Genomic DNA, 18,899 nt, shown 5'->3' on the forward strand with positions numbered 1-18,899 from the left:
AGGTCGATCCATTAGGACGATCGATCACTATTCTAAGGTTGATTGCAATGTTGTTTTTCGAAATCATCGCCGCGCCGGAGCGCCACGCGGGCACGGAGCCAATTGGAAGAGGAGCGCGAGTTTGCGGCGCGGTGGGTCGATGAAGCAAGTTGCCAAAGCAAAAGTGTTGGTCGTCGAAGACGTGTCAACGATATCACGAGTTTATTGTGCCTTTCTCGAACGCGCGGGTTATGCTGTCGCGACAGCCGCGAGCGGCTCCGAAGGGATCAGTAAGATTAAGACGGAGTCCCCCGGCGTCGTTATACTGGACCTCAACCTGCCCGACATGCGCGGGCTCGAGACTCTTCAGCAGTTCATCGCGAGTGCGGGTTCGGCGATCGTAATCGTCGCGACGTCGGAAGGGTCGATCAAGGTCGCAGTCGATGCCATGCGGTTCGGCGCGTACGACTTCGTCGTGAAGCCGGTCAGCGCGGAGAGAATGGTGACGAGTGTCCAACAAGCGCTCGAGCATTCGATTCTTAAAGCCGAGCTCAAGTTAATGCGCGAGAATTTTTCGCGCGATACATTTTGTGGATTCATCGGCAAATCCTTCGCGATGCAGGCTGTATACCGTTCGATAGAATCGGTCGCCGCATCGGACGCGACGGTGTTCATCACCGGAGAGAGCGGCACGGGCAAGGAACTAGCCGCCGAGGCCATCCACAAGCTTGGCCGGCGCAGCGCCAAGCCCTTCGTCGCGATCAACTGCGGAGCCATTCCGCGAGAGTTGATTTCGAGTGAGCTGTTTGGACATGTGAAAGGCAGCTTCACCGGAGCGATCGCCGACCGGGCCGGCGCGGTGAAACAAGCCGACGGCGGCACGCTGTTCCTTGACGAAATTTGTGAAATGCAGCTCGATCTCCAGCCCGAACTCCTGCGGTTCCTGCAAATGGGAACCTTCCGAGCCGTGGGATCGGCGCGCGCGGAAAACGTCGACGTGCGAGTGGTTTGCGCGACTAATCGGGATCCTCTGGCCGAAGTCTCAGCGGGACGTTTTCGGGAGGACCTTTACTACCGCTTGCATGTGATTCCTCTTTCAATGCCGCCGCTGCGCGATCGCGACGAGGACGTCTTGGAGATCGCGGAAGAGTTCCTTGCGCGGTTTTCGGAACGTGAGGGAAAGACTCCGCGCTCTCTGTCGGGCGAGGCGGCGGAAAAGTTGCTCGCCTACAGTTGGCCGGGCAATGTAAGGCAACTACAAAACGTCATCCGCAACGTCATCGTCATGAACGACGCCCAGATCATCGACGCGCCGATGCTAGCGATCCCCGACGATACCTGCCTCGAGCCGCAGCCTGAGATAAGACCGGCGAAACCAGTCACCTCTGGTCTATTCACCCCTCGAGCGAGTCTAGACGTCTCCACCGATGAGAGTTCTGACAGAGTTTTGCTCGACCCCTGGAGATGGAAGGGCACTTCGGACGTAGTTCCATTGGACGTGATCGAGCGGGTCGCGATCGAGCGCACGATCCAAATTTGCGACGGCAACATACCGCGTGCAGCGACCTATCTTGGACTCAGTCCATCGACGATTTACCGCAAGCGCGAACTAAAAAAATAGCCTTTTGCTCGTCGAGGGTTCCAGGCCCAAAGACACTTTCGAAAAAGGGGCGCTCGGCGGGCTCGCCCGGAGCATCACGCGCAGAGCGACCAATGTGCGGATTCCGTCGAAGGCGCCCGTCTGTAGCGGGATAATGCCCGCCCGGGGATTACTGGATAATGGCGCCCCCTGTAACGGAATGATCCCGCCCGGGCGCCGCGTTCGTTGACCTACGAGATTTGTCTCTCCTGTTCCGGATTTCGGTCAAGCCGGGCATGATCGAGATCTTTTATCGCGGTCAGCGCGCCGCAATAAGCGCCGGCGTTTGCGTCATTTGCAACCATTTTTCGAGCTCCTCGACAGAAACTCATGCAGTTTCAAGCCGTCGCCCAGGCGTGTTTATCGATCCCGCGTCGCATCCGGTCAAGCAACCCCGGATCGTCCAGCGGCGCGTCCACGAAGCCGGGGAAATCTTCGAGCGCCGCGGGATCGCGCCGCCATTCCTGCGGGAACAGCGCCACGATTTCTTCGCGGTCCGCAGGCGGGCGAGGCGTGGCGGCACCGCGGATCGCATCGGCGAGAGCGCTGCAAAGGTCCACGCCGATGCGTGGGCCAAGGTGACAGACTGGCACGGGTCTCAAATTGCATTCGAGAAACAACGCCTTCCCCGTCGCGGCTTCGATCATGAAATCGAAACCGATGAAGCCAGTCGCACCTGTTGCTGCGATGAGCACGCAAGATGTGCGCGCCATCTCCTCATGCCTTGCAAGACGCACGACGCAGCTCGGACCGGTCGCAGAGCTCGTCCGCTCAACCAAGCTTGCGAAGCCGGCTAGCAGCTCCCCTTTCCACGCCAGGGCCGTAAAGAAGGCGGGAAAGCCGTCGACGGCCTGCTGGACGTCGACCCCCGAGCCGACCGGATACCAGTCGCGGTGCAAGAGGCGCCGGGCCAGCGTATAAAGGAACCTTCCGCGACGCGGCTGCATGGAGGTGAAGGCGGTGGCGACGTCCTCGGGGGTCTCGCAGCGAATGACGCCCATACCCGCCCAGCTGAAGGACTGTTTGACGTAAACTGGAAAACCGGTGCGCTCGGCGAGCGTCACGGCTTCCTCGGCAGAGGTCGCGGTTCCGCCCTTGGGCGTTTTCAGCCCGCATCGACGCGCCAGAGCGACGGTCTCGCTTTTCATGAGCAGCGTGCTGTAGTAGGCGGGATTGCCGAGCGAACTAATCAATGTCGAGAGCGAATGGGCATCGAGCGGCGCGCACTCGCCGTCTTTCGCACGGCGAACCAACGCGTGGAGGAAGGCCACCGCACGCTCGTCTCCCGGAATGACGAACACCGGCTTCCAGTCGCGCATCGCCTCCGCCAGTGCCGGCTCTATACGTCGTGCGTTTTTCACGTCGCTGAGGACATAGTGCCGCTGTAAGAAACGTGTTTGCGTCAGCGCGTCGTTTGGCGCGCATAGCGCCGCGACCGCAAAACCCGATGCCGCCAGCGGTTTGACAAGGCGAATTGCGCCCCAGCGCTCGTCCTCGAATGAAACGATCAGAATATTCATTGCCGCCCTTCCTTCTAGCCGCGCCTTCCACTCTGCGAGCCAAGATCAAACCCGCATGCTTGCCGCGCAGCTCATTGCTACGCGCGCCATTCTTTCGACCAAGGCGCGGGGCAAAATCACGCCGACGATCCCCGCCGTCAGAGTCGTCAGCGTTCGCGTGGGTTCGACCAGAAGAATCCTTGGCTCCAGCATCAAGGCCTCCCAAACGAGCGTGAGTCCTTGAGCGTACCGGGAGGAACGAATGGCGCGACGCGCCAGGTAGCGTAGCTGATAGGCTTCGGCGAGGTTGCCGGCGCCCGCCTCGAGCGCGGGCGCATACGATGCGACCTTCCTGCGGAAGCGCCGCCAAGTCGCCAGCTGCGCTTCGACATTTGCAGAAAGCCCCTGTAGATTGACGCGATAGCGCGTCAACGGGGCGTCCACGTAGCCGAATTTCCAATCTGTTGTCGCAGCGATCCGCGTCCAGCACTCGATGTCCTCGGACTGCCTGAAGCTTTCGTCAAACCAGCAGTTGCGACCACGTTCCTTGTCGAAGAAGGCGATCGCGTCCAAGGTTTCTCGCCTAATGACGGGCGCGGATCCATTGCCGACCGGATTGCGGCAAAAGACGCTGACGGCGTCGAAGGTCGATCCGATCGGCTTTTGCACGAGGCCTATGTCCTTGGCGTCGTCGTCCATGAGCGCTGAGGCACTGAAGCTCACGCCGATCTGCGGATCGGAGTCGAGATGTTCGACGTGGCGCTGCAGTTTTGTCGGCAACCAGAGATCGTCGGCGTCGAGGAAGGCGAGATACTCCCCCTTCGCATGCGCAATGCCGCCGTTGCGGGCGCCGGCGAGCCCGCGGTTCTCCTGATGCACAACACGCAGGCGCGGTTCGCCAAACTCCTCGGCGAGCGCCGGCCCCCCATCACTGGAGCCGTCGTTGACGACGACGATCTCGAAATCCGTGAAGGTTTGCGCCTGAACCGAGCGAAGCGTGTCGCATATGAACCGTTCGCTTTGGTAAAGCGGGATGATGACGGAGACTTTCGGAATGGAGGGTCTCCTCAGGCCTTGCGCATGATGTTGAATAGATAGTCGCAGCCGGGAACGAAGGCGGCGATCAAGGTGGCGAGCGTCTGCTTCGGCTCAAGGAGAATGATCGCCGGGCCTTCCCGCAGCGCGCGGATGACATAGTGTTGAGCTCGAGCCCGGGAGTGATCCACACGAAGGGCGCGCCTGGCGAGATAGCGCAGCATGCGGGCGCTCGCGATCTTGCCATGCTGATCGACAAGCGCCGGGTTCAGGCGGCGGGCTTTCGCCAGCATTTCTTCAAAGCTGTCATACATCGCGGGGAGGTTGGACGAGAGGCCGCCTACGCTCTGCCGATAGGAGACCAGGGGCTCAGCGTCCCCTTCAATTTTCCACTTCGTCAACGCCACGCGGAAGAGCCACTCCTGATCCTCCGCGCGACGCAAGCTGGTGTCGAACAGGCCCGCCTCGTCAAGGGTCGCGCGACGCACGACGATAGCCGACGTCGTTGTGCAGGGGTTTGTCGCCAACATCTCCGCGGGAGTCAGGTCATGTAGCTTTGGCCGGGAGATTTGGCCGGTGTCCTGACCGTCCGCGCGCATGATCCGAGCCACCGAGAAGGACAGACCCAAGGAAGGGTCCGCCTCGAAGCGCTGCGAATGCGTTTCGAGATAACGGGGATCCCAAAGGTCGTCCGAATCGAGGAAGGCGATAAGGCTTCCGCGAGCTTCCGTCATCCCGCGATTGCGTGACGCGGAGACTCCTGCGTTGGCCTGGCGAACAAGCCTCAAGCGCGGCTCGGATTGAGCATACCGCGCAACGATCTCGGCGCTCTCATCGGTCGAGCCGTCATCAATCACGATGATCTCGATGTCTCTGATTGTTTGCGCCGAGGCGCTTTTGAGCGTCTCGACAATGGTTGAGGAGCAGTTGTAGCAAGGGATGACAATGGAGAAGCGAGGTGTTTTCATCGAAGAAACACCCTCCTATTGAAGGAGAAGACCTTGCGATCCGGCTCCTCGATCCCCTGCAGCGCGATCCAAGCGAAGTAGATCGTGGAGACCGTCGTCGCGATGAGCAGGGACCAGGCGACGCCCATGACGCCAAAAGGAAGGCCGACGAACAGGGCGGCGAAGGAGACGAGCGTCGACAGCTTTGATATGCCGAGCTCCATCGAGACGTGGCCGACCGCGCGCAGCATCTGGGACGTCGCCACGGCCACCGGACGGGCCAGCGTCGCGAGGCACATCAGGATCAGCACGGGGATCGCCGGACGCCAGCGCTCGCCAAATACCAGTGGAACATAGATCGGCGCGAGAGACGCCTGCAGCAGAATCACCGGCCCGATCACCGCGCCCATTCCCTTTAAGCTGATCCAGAAGCGCTTGCGCACATTCTCATGGCCAGCCGGACCCTTGGCGAGGAACGGCAGAACGACTCGGCTGAGCGCGATGGAAAGTCCGGTGGCGATCCCGGCGCCGGCGTTGGAGGCGAAGGAGTAGAGAGCGAAGGCGTCGGCCCCAAGCACTTTGCCGACAATCATGCGGTCGCCGTTGATGCGCACCGTATTCAGCGCTTCTGACATGAACACGGTGAGCGCATATCGGGTGACCTCGCGGAAAACGCCGCGCGAAAGGGTCGTGCGCCGCCAGCCGGGGGCCATAACGAGCATTCCCCACACCCAGGCGATGGCGATGACGATCTTGGGGACCACGACGGCCCAAACGCCAAGTCCGGCTAGCGCCAATACGGCGGTGAGCAGATTGTCGCCAGTGATCTGCAAAAACATCAATCCGGCAATCAAACCGAATTGCTCGCGCCGTTGCGCCAGGCAGGCGTGCGTCAGCGCGATCGGATAGATGAGATGCACGACAGAGAGCACCGCCAAAGTCGTGGCGATGTCGGCGTTATAGAAGCCGGCCAGAGGGCGGGCCAGCAAAAGCTGGAGGATGAACATCCCGACGCCAACGAACCAGTTGATGCGATGCACCGCTTCGGAGACTTCGTCGAGCTCCCCTTCAGGGGCGGCGACAAGCCGTGCACCCACGCCATTGTGGATGAACATGCGCACGAGCTCATAGGTCGTCAGCACGAGCGACATGGCGGCGAATTGCTGCAGGGAAAAGGCGCGCGCAAGCGCCACGGCCGTCACGATGCGCGAAACGCGATTACCGATCTCCGCGATAGAGACCCAACCCGCGCCGCGAACGCTCGAGTGGGCGTTGCGTATCCTTTGCAGCCCGCGTTGAGGTAGCAGGAATATGCGAGCGCGTAGACGTCCGAGCATTTGCGAAGCGTCCCTAAAGCGGCGCTTTTTAAGGCGATGCAGCCGCCCCAGAGATACTGACAATCCACTAGTTGGGCTATAGTCAATTTGCGAAAAGACCGAGCGTTCGCATTTTGCGACGCAAAAATGTTGAAACGGGCCTCAAAAATGCCTGTCGGGGTGACGATCTAATACATATTAACGAACAAAATCAAGTGATTATGCAGGAAGGCGCCTACTGGCACATCTCGTGAAGACCTCGGGGCATGAACGCCGGTCACGGCGAGTTCCAGAGGTCAAAGGTCCAGATGTCGTTCACCACCGCCTTCGCCGCCCCCATTGATATTCATCCCCCCATTAATATTCATCATGGCGAGCTTCTTCGTTCTGCGGCTCGTTCGTCGCTGGTGAAGCGGGCCGTCGACATCGTCGGCGCTCTCGCTGCGCTCATGCTGTTTACCCCGGTGTTCCTGTTGACGGCGATCGCGATCAAGATGGAGTCGTCGGGTCCAATCTTCTTCCGTCAGACGCGGATCGGCAAAAACGGCGTTCCTTTCACCATGGTGAAGTTCCGCTCCATGGTCGTCGGCGCCGACGCTCTGCATGCGAAAATGCAAGGTGCGACCACCACTCGCCACGAGATCCGTTACAAGAACCAGAACGACCCCCGCATCACGCGGATCGGCCGCTTCATCCGCAGATACTCGATTGACGAACTTCCTCAGTTCTGGAACGTCCTTACGGGCGACATGTCCCTCGTCGGTCCGCGTCCGGCGCTTCCGTCGGAAGTGGCGAAATATGCCCCCAGCGACCGGGATCGGCTGCTCGTGAAGCCTGGCATCACCTGCCTCTGGCAGGTTGGAGGACGCGCCAACATCGACTTTGTCGGTCAAGTTGCGCTCGACCGCCAATATATCCGCGATCGATCGATCTTCCTCGATCTATGGATCCTCCTGCGCACTCCCTATGCCGTGCTAGCCGGCGAGGGCGCCTACTAAAGGTGATTGGACGATCATAGACTTTCGACGCTTGGAGACCGCGAAGGGGCAACCCCGCGACCAGCGTGACCGTCTTGTAGTGGCCGTGCGGCACTGCGGCGCGCAGCCGTCGTCCTCGCCGGCAATGTCCGGCTTTTCGGGCCAGATTGGTCGAGGCGCCGGTCTCGTCGATGAACACAAGTTTCGCAGGGTCGAGATCGGGCTGTCTCTCGAACCATGTCCGTCGTCGAACCATTCGAGGCGGCGCTTCAGCACGTCCGGACGTTGCTTCTCGGCGGCGTGCGCGTTCTTTTTTTGAACGTGGCCCCGTGCCGATCGAAGAAACGCCACAACACCGAGCTCGAAAAATGCTCACCGCTATTCTTGATCAAACGCTCATGGCTCTCAAGGAGGGTAACGTCCGGCGTGCGCCGGATCAGTCCCATGAGATAATCGTGATGGATCTAATCGTTGACAATCATTAGGGAGAAGTTTACAATCAAAAACACTTATGCAGCATAGAGTTAGGCGTCGTGGACCGCGCTTGCTCGGTTCCAAGTGGCGGAGTTAGCAATTCTGCGCCTCCTAGTTCTCTGGAGACGTTGCACAATGTGCTCAAGTCATTTCGGGGACTCATTTCCCCTCAGAAAGACTCCCACTGAGCATTCAGCGAATCGAGTGCGAGTTTTATTAGTCGAAGACACCGACGCCATTCAATTGGTCATCGAAGCCTTGCTGACCAAGCTTGGGTTGCATGTAGACGTTGCAAAGAATGGGCGAGTCGCCGTCGAAAGGGCCACGACGGAATCGTATGATTTGATATTCATGGATGGTCAATTGCCGGAATTGGATGGCTATGAAGCGACGCGAAGGATCCGCAAACACGAAAGCCTATCAAATGCCCCCCGTCAGATCATCATTGCGATGACCGCTGACGTCATGCCCGGCAACCGAGCGGCGTTCTTGAAAGCTGGTATGGACGACTACGTTGCCAAACCGATCTCGGAGTCGATCCTGAGCGCAATTTTGGACCGCTGGCTGGTTAGGCGGTGTGGACGAATTTGAGATTGGAGATCGGACGAGGATTGAACGAAGCCGCTATCGCGGCGCGAGTGGCGAGGTCGCGTGATTGGCCTCCTGACACCCGACTTATCGGGGGGAACCGCACCAACTTTGCGTCAGAGCCAATTTTGCGCGCCGATTGACAATATTGCCGATGGTGCGCGCTGGCGGCAGGATTACGAGGTGATGGTTGATGCGTTTTCAAGCCTCCTCGACGCCCGCCCAGTGGGCCAGAATTCGGGTCAGGCGGACGATCGGAGACGATAGCGTATGTTCGGGCATTGTGGGGAAAGGCGGTAGCGCTCCTCCGCTACCACCGTTCTCCCCGACGCGGCGATGCGCATGTTGGGGTAGGCATTCGGCGCACCCATAAGCAAAGTAAGGCGTCCCTGAAGCTTGATCTTGAACCCATGATCGGACGGCGACTTTCGCCACCAGTTCACGGATTTTCTCCGCCGCCTCCTCGTTGTCAGGCGTCACCCCGCGCCCGAAAACTTCGCCTAACTGTCCGACCAGCTTTTCGAAGTGCTGAAGCGCGGCGGGGTGCAGTCCGACGATCTTTTCCACCTCAGGCTGTGCCTCCAGCTCAGCCAGGAGCGCCACTATTTCCGCCTGGGCTTCCTTCATCCGCGCCTTGAGATGCTGTTGCAGACCAGTGAGGACGGCCTTCTCGATCTCGTCGAGATAAAGAATTTTGCGGTTCGAGCAGTTTCGTCCGCGACATATCGCAATGACCATCGCAACGAACTTCGACCGCACTGGTTGTAAGCGGTGCGAAAAAGACCCCCCCCTGATCGCTTGTGGACATTTTGATGGGGCGGATCTCGCCGCCGCGCTAATTCATGAAACGCGGCGCCAAGACGCTTCTTGATCAGCCCAAATCGCTTTCTTGCGGTTTTTGGGATCGAAAGCACATTCAGGCCGTGTGAAAGCTCTAGCTGAGGGGGATTCTGCGGGCGTGAGCGTCTTAGTAGAATCGGGCATGACGCACATTCCCGGTTCTGATCGCTCGCAGTTGCTGCTCCTGCCCGAGGCAATCGACGATTACGTCACCGCCGACGTCCCGGTCCGCTTCATTGACGCCTTCGTGGGCGGGCTCGACTTGAAGGCGACGGGTCGGCGATGGCGGGCTGATATTTAATCGAGCCCGCCTATTTTTGAACTTCGTTCACGTGGAAACTTCATTATCAAAAAGAAAAGGAAGATTCCATCCCAATAGCAGCGCATGAATTTAAATTCTTTAAAAATGCATTGATTTCAATGTGTAGTAAATAAATGCGCTGTGGCTCCGCCTTGGCGCCCTCATTGCAATTTCTCCAAAAAAAGAAAGCTGGGAGGAGTTGCCGATGTCGCCTTTGCTGCGGCGCCTGATCGAACGGGCGCGGTTGCCGCTCGTGGATGAGTTGAGCCTCGAAGAATTTCTCGACGGCGTGTCCAAGGAGCGCGCGCAGGCCCTGCTGTTCCTTTCCGGCGATGGCGCGAATCGTCCCGAGACCGGCGATGTCGCAGTCGTGCTGCCCGAACTGTTGTCGCATTTTTCGGATCGCCTGCGCGGCGCTGTGATCGCGCCCGAAGCCGAAGAAAGACTGCGTCCGCGGCTTCACGCCTATGTGTCGCCAAGCCTCGTCGTCATGCGGGGACGCGAGCCCGTCGGCGTCATGCCGAAAATCTGGGACTGGGCCGATTACCTCGCGAAGATCGAGGGTTTTCTCGACCCTTGCGCGCCTGTGCTCGCCGGACCGAAAAGGCCGCAGGTCGAGATCTCTTTCAGCTCGGGAGCCTGACCCGTGAAGGCAGGATTTTGGGCGGCGCCCGAAGGCGCGGACGAGGCGATGCCGGTCGTGCCGATCGGCCTCGACGACGTTTTTTCCGCGGGAGCCAGTCTTCGCCTCGGCAGTCTTGCGAATAAAGAGTCGGAAGACCTCATTCGTCGTTGCGCCGGCGTTGGAAGCCTTCTCCTCGAACTCGCGGAGGCGCTCGCCCTTCAGAAGGCGGAAGAGCAGGGTCGTCTCTTTGACATTACCGATCGCACCGCGGACGAGCGCGAACTCCTCGACCAGGCGCTCGGCGCGGGCGAGGTGAGCGGTGTCGTCGCGTTGCCGAACGGCGTTACGGCGCAAATCGCGGAGTCGACCATGGCCGGGCTCTGGCGCGTGCGCTTCAGCGACGCCGACGATCGGCTCGTCGGCGATTATCTTGAGGTCGGCGACATTCCCGAGATCGTTAAGCGCGCGGCCATCGTCAATGCGCGCGACGTTTCCTTTGGCGAAGCGCCTGAAGGCGTCATGAACGTCATGCCGCTCCTCGCGGAAATTCGCGCGCGCGTCGCGGCCTTCACGCCGGGCGCCAAGTCTCACATCGTCAATTTCATGCTGTTTCCGATGGCGCCGGAAGACATGGGCTTCCTGCAGGCTTCGCTCGGAGAGGGCCCTGTCGGCCTCCTGTCGCGCGGCTACGGCAAGTGCCGCATTCATGCGACAGCGACGCGCCACGTCTGGTCCGTGCAATATTTCAACGCCATGGACGAGATCGTTCTCGATACGTTGGAAATCGGCGATGTGCCTGTCGTCGCTTTGGCGGCGACCGAGGATTTTCATGATTCGAGCGAGCGGCTCCGCGAGATCTATGAGGCCTATTTCCAATGAGCTTCGAGAATTTCGATGCGCCTCGCGATTTAGACGGCAGCGCCAAAATGGAATGCGGCGTGTGCTGGCATGTCTATGATCCCTCGCTTGGCGACGACGTCTGGCAGATTCCGCCTGGCGTATCCTTCAGCGCATTGCCTGCGGATTGGCGCTGTCCGAATTGCGACGCGCCGCAGGCGAAATTCATGAGGCTCGCCGATGAGCGCGATGGTTGACGCAGCGCGCGAAGCGGCGGCGACGCTCGCCGGCGCGCGGCTCGCCGATCACTACCGGCGCGTCCATGAAGCGATGCGCGATCTGCCGATCTGCAATCCGGCGCTGGCGATAGAAGCGATCGGCTTCCGGCCCTATGGTGGCCAAGCGCTCGGCGTCGTTCTCACGCCCTGGTTCATGAACCTTATGATCTGCGCAGCGGACGCCGAGGAGCTCCCGCCGAAGGCTCCAGGCGAAACGGCCTATTGGCCGCTGACTGCCGGGCGCGTGGGCTTTGTCGTTGGACGGCTCGAAGGCTTCGGCCGCGTCGACAGCTGCTCGCTCTTTTTTCCGATGGACGATTTTGCTGATCACGCCGCGGCGCGCGCCGTCGCTCTCGCCGCGCTTGATCAATTGTTCGATCCCGCTTTAGCGGACGCACGCGCCGCGGCGGCGCGGAGACCTGCGTTGCTGGATCGCCGTTCGCTTATTTTCGGCGCGAAGCGCGACGAAACGCATGTCGCGCCATGAGCGACGGGCCATGAGCGAGTCACCGGAGATGTCGACGAGCATTGGCGTCGAGGTGACGCGCATTGAGGACAGGGTGGAAGAGGCGAAGGTCACGCCGCGACGACAAATCGACGCCACCCGAATTCTCTATGGGAAGGCGGCGAGCGCCGCGCCGAGTCTGATCGGCTCGGTCTTCACCCTCTGCGCCGCCTCGCAGCGCATCGCAAGCGAAGCGGCGATCGCTGCGGCGCAGTCGCGATCCACGCCTGACGCCTTGCGTTGGCGTTGGAGACGCATGCTCTACGCCGAGCGCGTCGCCGAACATTTGCGCGCGAGTCTGCTGGATTGGCCCGGCGAGAAAAGCGATCCCCGTCGTCTTGCGCATCTGCCGGCCTTGCGCAAGGCGCTTGGGGCCGCCCGCGCGGCCGGCGAAGGGAACGACAATTCTCTCCACGCCGCTTTGAAGGAGGCGGCATGCGAAGTTGGCGCGCCGCTTGAAGCGGGTCAGAATCCTACAGCCTGGTTCGCTGAGTTATGGCGAGAGGCCTTGCAATATGCGCAGATCGCGCCTTGGTTAAGCGGCGTCGACTTTCTTGCGATTGACGACATAGAGTCCGTGCATCGCGCGCTATGTGAGCGAAACGCCGATTTTCTCTCCCGCCCGCGTCTGCCGGGACGCGTCGTCGAAACCGGGCCCTTCGCGCGTCAATTCGCTTACCTGCGCCGCAACGTCGGCCTGCTTGCGGCAAGACTTCAGGCGCGCTTCAGCGACATCGCCCAGGCTCTGGACGCGTTGGCGAGCAGGGAGCTCTTGGCCGGCGAGGGAGATCTCGTCGTTGCAGGTTCGCGTCGGCTTGGCGAAGGCTTCGCCATGGTGGACTCGCCACGCGGATTTTTGTTCCATCGCGTCGAAATCGACGCATCGGGCGCCGTGACGACATATGATATTCTTGCGCCTACGGAATGGAACTTCCATCCCGACGGGCCTTTCGCCCAAGCGCTTGCGGCGACTAAGCTCGACGTCGCCGAGCCCCGGCGGTTCGTCGCGACGCTTGCGGCAGTGTTCGATCCCTGCGCATCCTGCGACATCAGACTTCGCGAGGCGTTGCATGCATGAAATGTCGCTGATGGAAGCGCTTGTCGATCTCGCCGAGGAGGAAGCGCGCAAGGCTGACGCGCGCCGCGTCGCCGTCCTGCGCGTCGCCGTCGGCGCGCTGAGCCATGTCGATCCGCACGCCTTGCGCTTTTGCTTTGAGGCAGTAGTTCGCGGCTCGATGTGCGAAGGCGCCGCCCTGGATTTGGCGGATGTTCCGGGCGCCGGCTGGTGTCTCGACTGCGGCAAGGAAGTCGCGTTGACCGAGCGCTTTGGAGTTTGCCCCGAATGCGGACGCCATCGCGTTCAAATGACGCGCGGCGACGATTTTCGCCTCATCGAACTGGAGGTCGCCTGATGTGCACTGTCTGCGGTTGCGGAACGAGCCTCGTCGAAGACAAGGACAAGACCCAAAAACGCGATGCTCAGGCGCATGATCACGCCGGCCCTGGCCGTCATCATCATCATGGACACGACCACGATCACCATCATCCTGACCATGAACATCACGACCATGACCATCATCACCAACATGCCGCGGAGCGCCATGGCGTGAAGAGCCATGGCGTCGACTCGATCCACTATGGCGCCGGACTGGCCGGCGTTCATGCGCCCGGCCTCAGCCAGGAGCGCATCGTCAAGATCGAGCGCGACATTCTGTCGAAGAACGACGCCTATGCGCGCGAAAACCGTCATCGTCTCGCGGCCAACGGCAATTTCGCGCTGAATTTCGTTTCCAGTCCCGGTTCGGGAAAAACCAGTCTTCTCGTGCGCGCAATCGAGGATTTGAAGGCGCGACGCGAGATCGTCGTGATCGAGGGCGACCAGCAAACCTCGAACGACGCGGAGCGCATTCGCACGACCGGCGCGCGCGCCTTGCAGATCAACACCGGCAAGGGCTGCCACCTCGACGCGCATATGGTTGGAAATGCGATCGATACGCTCGCGCCGGAAAAGAATGCGCTGCTCTTCATCGAGAATGTCGGAAATCTTGTCTGTCCGTCGGCCTTCGATCTTGGCGAAGCGCATAAGGTCGTCGTGCTGTCGGTGACGGAAGGCGAGGACAAGCCGCTCAAATATCCAGACATGTTCGCCGCCGCCGATCTGATGCTGCTCAACAAGGCCGATCTTCTACCGCATCTCGATTTCGATGTCGGCGCTTGCATCGCCGCGGCGCTCACGGTCAATCCCGATCTGCAGACGCTTGTCGTTTCGGCGCGAAGCGGCGAAGGCATGCAGGCCTTCTACGCCTGGATCGAAGCGCGCGCCGCGCGCATGGCGGTCGCGGAGTAAGGCGAATGGCTCAAGCGGACGCCGTGCAAGCCGCCACGCAGCGCCTGCGGGTGCGCGTGCGCGGCGCCGTGCAGGGCGTCGGCTTTCGGCCTTTCGTCTATGATCTTGCGACGCGCATGCGGCTCGATGGCTTCGTCAAGAATGACGCGGCCGGCGTCCTCTTCGAAGTTCAGGGCGAGCGCGTCGCCGCCTTTCTCGAGTCGCTGTCCTGCCGCCCGCCTCCGCTCGCGCGCGTCGACGCCATTGACGTCGAAGAAGTCGCGCCGCGCGAATCTTCGAGCTTCGTCATTCTCGACTCGGTCGATGGCCGGAGCGAGACGCGCATCGTTCCCGATGCGGCCGTTTGCGAAGACTGTCTCGACGACCTCTTCGATCCTACGAGCCGCTTTTATCTCTATCCCTTCGTCACCTGCACGCATTGCGGGCCGCGCTATACGCTGACGCGGCGGCTCCCTTATGATCGCGCGCGGACCTCCATGGCGCCCTTCGCCATGTGTCCCGATTGCGCGCGCGATTATCGCGATCCGGCAAACCGGCGCTTCCACGCGGAGCCCCTCTGCTGTTCCGCCTGCGGACCAAAGCTCTCGTCTTCGCCGGCGGAGATCGTCGCGGCGCTGCGCGCCGGCAAGATCGTCTCGACGAAGGGAATAGGCGGCTTTCATTTGATGTGCGATGCTCGTAACCGAGCGGCGGTGGAAGAATTACGCCGTCGCAAGGCGCGGGACGCGAAGCCCTTCGCGGTCATGGCGGCCAATGTCTCCTCCGTCGCGACGATCGCGCGCGCGACCGAACAGGAACTCGCTTTGCTCCAGGATGTGGCCCGGCCCATCGTGCTGACGCAAAGCAGAGGCGTCCTCGCCGACGCCGTCGCGCCGCGCTTGAATCGCATCGGCGTCATGCTGCCCTATACGCCGCTCCATCATCTCATCTTTCACGCGGCGGCGGGCGCGCCCGTGGCGCGCGGCTGGCGCGACGCGCCGCAAGAGCTGGTCCTTGTCGCGACAAGCGCCAATTTCGGCGGCGATCCGTTGGTGAAGGACAATGAGGAGGCGCAGGAGCGCCTCGCCGCCATCGCCGATCTGATCGTGACGCATGATCGCGAGATCGTGACGCGCGTCGACGATTCGGTCATGAGCGTCGTCGCCGGCGCGCCGGCCTTTCTGCGCCGCGCGCGCGGCTTCGCGCCCGAGCCGATCGAACTTGGCGGAGACGGTCCCTGCGTTGTCGCCGCTGGCGCGCATCTTAAGGCGACGATCACGGTGACGCGTGGCCGCGAGGCTTTCGTCTCGCAGCATATCGGCGATCTCTCGAACGCTGCGACGGGGCGTTTTTATCGCGAGACGGCGCAGCGGCTCATCGAGCTTCTCGACGTGACGCCGCAGCTTGTCGCCTGCGATCTCCATCCCGATTATCATTCGACGCGCTGGGCCGAAGAGTTGGGATTGCCGCTCGTTCGCGCGCAACATCATGCGGCGCATCTTGCCGCCATTCTCGCGGAGCATCGCATCGAGGCGCCCGCGCTCGGTCTCGCGCTCGACGGACATGGGCTTGGCGACGCCGGGCAGTCCTGGGGCGGCGAATTGATGCGCCTCGACGGCGCGTCATGGCGACGACTGGGAGGACTCGCGCCGCTGCCAGCGCCGGGCGGCGAGCGAGCCGCGCGCGAGCCCTGGCGGATGGGCGTCGGCGCGCTCGCAAAGCTCAGGCGTCTTGATGAAGCGACGCGCCTCTTCGCGGATGAGCCGCGCGCGCTGGAGATGGCGCGACTCATCGACCATGGATATGCGCCGCCGGCGACGAGCAGCATGGGCCGCCTTTTCGACGCGGCCGCGGCTCTCCTTGGGCTCTCGACGCAGCAGCGTTATGAAGCGCAAGCGGCGATGGAGATGGAAGCGCTCGTCAATACGCCGCGCGTTATGGAAGAAGGCTTTCGTCTCCTGGGCGATCAACTCGATTTCTCGCCGCTTCTTGGCGCTCTCGCCGACGGGCGCATGGCGCCGCGCGAAGGCGCGGAGTTCTTTCACGGCACACTCATCGAAGGGCTCGCGCAATTCGTCGCGAAGGCCGCGACGGCGCAGAAGCTCGACGTTGTCGCGCTTGGCGGCGGCTGCATGATGAATCGCATTCTCGCCGAAGGTCTGACGGAGCGGCTGCAACGCCTCTGCTTGCGGACTCTGCTCGCCCGAAAGCTGCCGCCCAACGACGGCGGTCTATCGCTGGGGCAGGCGGCTATGGCGCGCGCCTTCGCGCAATCTCGAATTCCCAAGGAAATTGCTCTATGTGTCTAGCGATCCCCGCTCAAGTGACGGAGCTGCTCGACGACGGCATGGCCCGCATCGATTTGGACGGCGTGTCCAAGGCGATCAGCGTCGCGCTTGTCGAAAACGTCGCGGTCGGCGACTTCGTCGTCGTTCACGTCGGCTACGCTTTGTCGAAGATCGACGCCGAGGAGGCCGAGCGCACCTTGGCGCTGTTGCGCGAGGCCGCGTCGATGGAGTCGCCGTGATGAAATATGTGGACGAATATCGCGATCCGAAACTCGCGAAGGGCGTCGCGGCGGCGATCGCCGCCGAAGTCGACTCTGGGAGAATCTACCGTTTCATGGAGTTTTGCGGCGGCCATACGCATGCGATTTCGCGCTATGGCGTCGAGGACATGCTGCCGAACAATGTCGCGATGATCCATGGTCCCGGTTGCCCCGTCTGCGTCCTGCCGGTGGGGCGCATTGATGACGCGATCAGGCTCGCGTCCGATCCGCGCGTTACGCTTTGCACCTATGCCGATCTGATGCGCGTGCCGGCGTCGCGCGGCGCGAACCTGCTGAAAGCGCGCGCGGGCGGCGCCGACATCCGCATGGTCTATTCGACCCTCGACGCATTGCGCATCGCCGAGGCGGAGCCCGAGCGCGAAGTGGTGTTTCTCGCCATTGGCTTCGAGACCACGACGCCGCCGACGGCGCTCGCGATCAAACAAGCGAAGGCGAAAGCGCTGCGCAATTTCTCCGTCTTCTGCAATCATGTGCTGACGCCCGTCGCCATGCGCGCGATATTGGCGGGCGAGAGCGATGAGGCGACGGCGCTCGATGGGATCGTCGGCCCCGCGCATGTCAGCACGGTGATCGGCGCGCGTCCTTACGAATTCGTCGCGAATGAATATGGGAAGCCCGTGGTCATCTCCGGCTTCGAGCCGCTCGACGTGATGCAATCGATCCTAATGCTCGTCCGCCAAATCAACGAGGGCCGCTGCGCCGTCGAAAATCAATATCTCCGCGCCGTGACGCACGATGGCAACGCAAGAGCGCAAAGGGAGATGGACGAAGTCTTCGAATTGCGTGAAAGCTTCGAGTGGCGCGGTCTCGGCGTGGTGCCGCATAGCGCGCTCCGCCTTGCCGACGCTTTCGCCGAGTTCGACGCTGAGAAGCGCTTCGGCGTTCATACGGTCGCCGCCGCCGACAATCCGGCCTGCGAGTGCGGCGCCATTCTGCGCGGCGCGAAGAAGCCCACGGACTGCAGGCTCTTCGGTTCGCTCTGCACGCCAGAGACGCCGATGGGCTCCTGCATGGTGTCGTCGGAGGGCTCCTGCGCGGCGCATTACGCCTATGGCCGGTTCCGGGACCGCAGCCGCGCGCGAATGGAAAGGGCAGCTTCATGAGCCTCGTCATGAAACCCGTTCGGCGCAAGCTCGACGTGCGAAATGGGCGCGTCGATCTTTCGCATGGCTCGGGCGGGCGCGCCATGGCGCAGCTCATCGCAGATATTTTTCATGACGCCTTCGGCAACGACTGGCTGCGTCGCAACGACGATCAGGCGTCGCTCGACGCGCAGGACGGCTGTCTCGTGATGACGACCGACGGCTACGTCGTTTCGCCGCTGTTTTTCCCGGGCGGCGATATCGGCTCTCTATCCGTCCATGGCACGATCAACGATATCGCCATGGCCGGCGCGACGCCGAAATATCTTTCCGCGAGTTTCATCATCGAGGAAGGCTTTGCGCTCGCCGATCTGAAGCGTATCGCCCAAAGCATGGGCGACGCCTCGCGCGCAGCCGATGTTCCGATTGTCGCCGGAGACACGAAAATCGTCGAGCGCGGCAAGGCGGACGGCGTCTTTATCTCGACCGCGGGCGTGGGCGTCTTGCCGCACGGCCTGTCGCTGTCGAGCGACAAGGCGCGCCCTGGAGATGCGGTGCTTATCTCTGGTTCAATGGGCGATCATGGCGTCGCCATCATGTCGCGGCGCGAAAATCTCGAATTCGGCGTCGAGATCATGTCCGACTCCGCGGCGCTACACGGACTCACCGCCGCCATGGTCGGGGCGGCAGGCGACGCTTTGCGCGTGATGCGCGATCCGACACGCGGCGGCCTCGCCGCGGCGCTCAACGAAATCGCGCATCAGTCGAACGTGGGCTTCATGATCGACGAGGAGCTGATTCCGGTGAAGCCGCAGGTCGCCGCCGCATGCGAATTTCTGGGGCTCGACCCCCTCTATGTGGCCAATGAGGGAAAGCTCATGGCAATATGCGCGCCCGAGGCCGCCGACGTGCTGCTCGACGCCATGCGCGCACATCCGCTCGGCCGCGAAGCGACGCTGATCGGCCATGTCGTCGAAGACGAGCGAAACTTCGTCGAGATGACGACGCGCTTTGGCGGCGGGCGCATCGTCGATTGGCTGTCGGGAGAACAGCTTCCTCGCATATGTTAAGACGCGGCGCGC

Annotated in this window: 20 protein-coding genes; 15 read left to right on the forward strand and 5 right to left on the reverse strand. The window is 61.8% G+C overall.

The genetic code is table 11. The features are described 5' to 3' along the window. Positions 1 to 139: 139 nt before the first annotated feature. A complete protein-coding gene (locus HUN39_RS03720; protein WP_175093162.1) occupies positions 140 to 1,600 on the forward strand; it encodes a sigma-54-dependent transcriptional regulator in 1,461 nt (486 codons plus the stop codon). Between the two features lie 356 nt (positions 1,601 to 1,956). Here HUN39_RS03720 and HUN39_RS03725 read toward each other — a convergent pair whose 3' ends face one another. Genes HUN39_RS03725 through HUN39_RS03740 form a run of 4 tightly spaced genes read right to left on the reverse strand, consistent with a single transcriptional unit; the run spans position 1,957 to position 6,436 of the window. Then, positions 1,957 to 3,138 (reverse strand): ATP-binding protein, encoded by a 1,182-nt coding sequence (locus HUN39_RS03725; protein WP_175093163.1) that lies wholly within the window; start codon positions 3,136 to 3,138, stop codon positions 1,957 to 1,959. 45 nt (positions 3,139 to 3,183) lie between these two features. Beyond that, the gene (locus HUN39_RS03730; protein WP_210266845.1) at positions 3,184 to 4,221 is read right to left on the reverse strand and encodes a glycosyltransferase family 2 protein; all 1,038 of its coding nucleotides are present in this window, start codon (positions 4,219 to 4,221) and stop codon (positions 3,184 to 3,186) included. After that, positions 4,185 to 5,120: a glycosyltransferase family 2 protein gene (locus tag HUN39_RS03735; protein WP_175093164.1), complete on the reverse strand. Its 936-nt coding sequence runs from the start codon at positions 5,118 to 5,120 to the stop codon at positions 4,185 to 4,187. The genes HUN39_RS03730 and HUN39_RS03735 overlap by 37 nt, the downstream gene beginning before the upstream one ends. Further along, positions 5,117 to 6,436, reverse strand: a complete 1,320-nt coding sequence (locus HUN39_RS03740) for an oligosaccharide flippase family protein (protein WP_232365894.1) — start codon at positions 6,434 to 6,436, stop codon at positions 5,117 to 5,119. The genes HUN39_RS03735 and HUN39_RS03740 overlap by 4 nt, the downstream gene beginning before the upstream one ends. Positions 6,437 to 6,681: 245 nt before the next feature. Between HUN39_RS03740 and HUN39_RS03745 the strand changes: the two genes are divergently transcribed. Further along, positions 6,682 to 7,413, forward strand: a complete 732-nt coding sequence (locus tag HUN39_RS03745) for a sugar transferase (RefSeq protein WP_175093166.1) — start codon at positions 6,682 to 6,684, stop codon at positions 7,411 to 7,413. Between the two features lie 657 nt (positions 7,414 to 8,070). Continuing rightward, on the forward strand, positions 8,071 to 8,457 hold the full coding sequence (locus HUN39_RS03750; RefSeq protein ID WP_175093167.1) for a response regulator: 387 nt from the start codon (positions 8,071 to 8,073) through the stop codon (positions 8,455 to 8,457). A gap of 198 nt (positions 8,458 to 8,655) precedes the next feature. Here the strand turns inward: HUN39_RS03750 and HUN39_RS03755 are convergent, their stop codons facing one another. Further along, complete coding sequence (locus HUN39_RS03755; protein WP_175093168.1) at positions 8,656 to 9,213, reverse strand: hypothetical protein; 558 nt, start codon at positions 9,211 to 9,213, stop codon at positions 8,656 to 8,658. 223 nt (positions 9,214 to 9,436) lie between these two features. On the opposite strand from HUN39_RS03755, the gene HUN39_RS03760 reads away from it, so the two are divergent. The 12 genes from HUN39_RS03760 (at position 9,437) to hypE (ending at position 18,887) form a co-directional block, all read left to right on the forward strand. Further along, positions 9,437 to 9,595, forward strand: a complete 159-nt coding sequence (locus tag HUN39_RS03760; RefSeq protein ID WP_175093169.1) for a hypothetical protein — start codon at positions 9,437 to 9,439, stop codon at positions 9,593 to 9,595. Positions 9,596 to 9,800: 205 nt separating this feature from the next. Continuing rightward, positions 9,801 to 10,238 carry a thioredoxin domain-containing protein gene (locus HUN39_RS03765; protein ID WP_175093170.1) on the forward strand — a complete coding sequence of 146 codons (438 nt, stop codon included), beginning with the start codon at positions 9,801 to 9,803 and terminating at the stop codon, positions 10,236 to 10,238. Positions 10,239 to 10,241: 3 nt separating this feature from the next. Next, positions 10,242 to 11,099 carry a hydrogenase expression/formation protein gene (locus tag HUN39_RS03770; protein WP_175093171.1) on the forward strand — a complete coding sequence of 286 codons (858 nt, stop codon included), beginning with the start codon at positions 10,242 to 10,244 and terminating at the stop codon, positions 11,097 to 11,099. Beyond that, positions 11,096 to 11,314 (forward strand): rubredoxin, encoded by a 219-nt coding sequence (locus tag HUN39_RS03775; RefSeq protein ID WP_175093172.1) that lies wholly within the window; start codon positions 11,096 to 11,098, stop codon positions 11,312 to 11,314. The genes HUN39_RS03770 and HUN39_RS03775 overlap by 4 nt, the downstream gene beginning before the upstream one ends. After that, positions 11,298 to 11,822: a [NiFe]-hydrogenase assembly chaperone HybE gene (gene hybE, locus HUN39_RS03780; RefSeq protein ID WP_232365896.1), complete on the forward strand. Its 525-nt coding sequence runs from the start codon at positions 11,298 to 11,300 to the stop codon at positions 11,820 to 11,822. The genes HUN39_RS03775 and hybE overlap by 17 nt, the downstream gene beginning before the upstream one ends. Before the next feature lie 10 nt (positions 11,823 to 11,832). After that, positions 11,833 to 12,918 (forward strand): nickel-dependent hydrogenase large subunit, encoded by a 1,086-nt coding sequence (locus HUN39_RS03785; RefSeq protein ID WP_175093173.1) that lies wholly within the window; start codon positions 11,833 to 11,835, stop codon positions 12,916 to 12,918. After that, a complete protein-coding gene (gene hypA, locus HUN39_RS03790) occupies positions 12,911 to 13,252 on the forward strand; it encodes a hydrogenase maturation nickel metallochaperone HypA (RefSeq protein WP_175093174.1) in 342 nt (113 codons plus the stop codon). Before HUN39_RS03785 ends, hypA begins: the two co-directional genes overlap by 8 nt. Then, complete coding sequence (hypB, locus tag HUN39_RS03795) at positions 13,252 to 14,187, forward strand: hydrogenase nickel incorporation protein HypB (protein WP_175093175.1); 936 nt, start codon at positions 13,252 to 13,254, stop codon at positions 14,185 to 14,187. Before hypA ends, hypB begins: the two co-directional genes overlap by 1 nt. Before the next feature lie 5 nt (positions 14,188 to 14,192). After that, the gene (hypF, locus tag HUN39_RS03800; RefSeq protein ID WP_175093176.1) at positions 14,193 to 16,475 is read left to right on the forward strand and encodes a carbamoyltransferase HypF; all 2,283 of its coding nucleotides are present in this window, start codon (positions 14,193 to 14,195) and stop codon (positions 16,473 to 16,475) included. Continuing rightward, positions 16,466 to 16,693 (forward strand): HypC/HybG/HupF family hydrogenase formation chaperone, encoded by a 228-nt coding sequence (locus HUN39_RS03805; protein ID WP_175093177.1) that lies wholly within the window; start codon positions 16,466 to 16,468, stop codon positions 16,691 to 16,693. The genes hypF and HUN39_RS03805 overlap by 10 nt, the downstream gene beginning before the upstream one ends. Then, a complete protein-coding gene (hypD, locus tag HUN39_RS03810; RefSeq protein ID WP_175093178.1) occupies positions 16,693 to 17,838 on the forward strand; it encodes a hydrogenase formation protein HypD in 1,146 nt (381 codons plus the stop codon). The genes HUN39_RS03805 and hypD overlap by 1 nt, the downstream gene beginning before the upstream one ends. Next, positions 17,835 to 18,887, forward strand: a complete 1,053-nt coding sequence (hypE, locus tag HUN39_RS03815; RefSeq protein WP_175093179.1) for a hydrogenase expression/formation protein HypE — start codon at positions 17,835 to 17,837, stop codon at positions 18,885 to 18,887. Before hypD ends, hypE begins: the two co-directional genes overlap by 4 nt. Positions 18,888 to 18,899 lie beyond the last annotated feature (12 nt).

Origin of the sequence: Methylocystis silviterrae, from assembly GCF_013350005.1 — a bacterium.
Taxonomy (GTDB): Bacteria; Pseudomonadota; Alphaproteobacteria; order Rhizobiales; family Beijerinckiaceae; genus Methylocystis; species Methylocystis silviterrae.